At 68.5% G+C, this 1,838-nt stretch carries 2 protein-coding genes; both read right to left on the bottom strand.

The genetic code is table 11. The features are described 5' to 3' along the window. Positions 1-122: 122 nt before the first annotated feature. A complete protein-coding gene (locus OTB19_RS42630) occupies positions 123-665 on the bottom strand; it encodes a GNAT family N-acetyltransferase (RefSeq protein ID WP_267804237.1) in 543 nt (180 codons plus the stop codon). Next, complete coding sequence (locus OTB19_RS42625; RefSeq protein ID WP_324290597.1) at positions 662-1,657, bottom strand: hypothetical protein; 996 nt, start codon at positions 1,655-1,657, stop codon at positions 662-664. The genes OTB19_RS42630 and OTB19_RS42625 overlap by 4 nt, the downstream gene beginning before the upstream one ends. Between the last annotated feature and the right edge of the window lie 181 nt (positions 1,658-1,838).

Here is a 1,838-nt window from a genome sequence, read left to right as displayed (position 1 = left end):
CACCACCTCCGACCTGGACGATCTCCTGGCCAGGCTCGACCAGCACACCGCCGATCACCCAGAAGAATCCTCCGCCGCCAAGGCCGCGTGATCAACCCCCGAAGGACTTACGACGCAGACCACTAAGACTCCTCCACGGGACGCCCGAGGCAGGCAAGCGGCGGAGAGTCCGGTGATGGTTGCTGGCTGCCGATCCGTGTGTATCCCCAACCCTCGTACAGCCGCTGCACCTTGCCGTCGCCGGCGGCCGGATTGACGAGAAGCGACACGAAGCCCTCCTCGCGGTGTCGGAGCAGGTCGTCGTGCATGGCCTGGGCGAGTCCTTGGCCTCGCCAGGGTGGGACGACGCCGATCTCCTTGATCGCGAGGGACGCCTTGGCCGTGTACTCGGCGGGGGCGGGGGTGTCCATGCGGGTCCACCAGCGGTTGCCGGGCTCGACCGTGTTGGCGTATGCGTAGCCGATGGGTTGCCCGTCGGGGGCGTAGGCCATGACGGCTTCCCAGCCGGGATCGCTACCGTGCCGGTCGAGGCGTTCGGTGAATGCCTCAATCCGGTAGTTGGGAAGGTGGAGCAGGTCGGCTCGTACGCTGGCGTAGACCGCGATCAGGTGTTCGCGTACGTCGCCGAGGTCGGTGTGGTGCTTGAGTCTGACCTGGCCCGTCACTTGCCGGTTCCTTTCAGGGAGCGGGCGTACTCGGTCCACAGGCGGGTCTGCGGGCTTGTGGGGGCCTTCTTGCGGAGTTCGGTTCCGACGGTCGCCAGCATCTCGATGACGCGGGGGTGGGTTGTGGCGGCGTCCTTGGGGACGTGCATGGCGGAGGCCACGGCGGGCTCCAGATCGCCTTGGCCGAGTTGGGCGAGGGCGAGGCGTGAGGTGGTGATCGCTCGCGATCGGTGCATGTGGGGGCGCAGGGCGGCCAGGCAGCGGTGGGCGTGTGCTTCTGCGGCGTCGTACTGGCCCAGGGTCATGAAGGCGGACAGGGCGAGGCTGTCGAGTTCGGCTTGATCGTAGAAGGCTCGCATCCACATGGGTCGGTCGGCGTCAGGGTCGGCGCGGAGCATGGCTTCCTGGGCGGCTTCGAAGGAACGCCGGGTGGCTCGAACGTCTTCGGCGGTGGCGTGGATGGCGGCGTGTCGGGCGTGGCCGAGGGAGGCGAACATGGGGTCTCGGCGCGTGATCGAGAGGTTGCGGGCGACGTCGTTGGCCGCTGCCGCGTCGGCGGGTCGCTTCATGTGCCGGTACATGGTGCCGGCGTGGGACCAGATGCGGAATTTGATGGCCTGGTCGCCGGACATCTCGGCGAGTTGTTGGGCTTCGCGCATGTGCTCGATGGCCGAGTTGTAGCGGCGTCCGTCGATGGCTGCCCACATGGCGGAGGAGCGGAACGCGGCGGCGCTGGCGTAGAGGTACCCGCGGACGCGTTGGCTCGCGGCTCCGCCGGCCTGTAGCCGGAGAGCTTCGTTGCTCAGGGCTGCGGCTTGTTGCTCGATGGTCTGCTGGCCGCCGTGGCGGTGATCGCTGGCGACGACGTCGGCGAAACGTTGCTGGAGGCGTTCGACGTCGGCGACGCCGATGCGGCGGGGGGCTGCGGGGGCGGGTGTGGCTGCGGCGGCTGCGATGGCGACGGCGCCCTGGATGAGGTTACGGCGGAGCACTGGCGGTTCCTCCTGCGCTGGTGCGGTTGCCGGGCTACGGGTGCGGCGTTCGAACCCTAAGTGGTCTGCGTCGTAAGTCCTTCGGGGGTTGATCACGCGGCCTTGGCGGCGGAGGATTCTTCTGGGTGATCGGCGGTGTGCTGGTCGAGCCTGGCCAGGAGATCGTCCAGGTCGGAGGTGG

Origin of the sequence: Streptomyces sp. H27-H5 (genome assembly GCF_026627505.1) — a bacterium.
Classification (GTDB): Bacteria; Actinomycetota; Actinomycetes; order Streptomycetales; family Streptomycetaceae; genus Streptomyces.
This window is presented reverse-complemented; position numbering and strand designations above follow the sequence as displayed.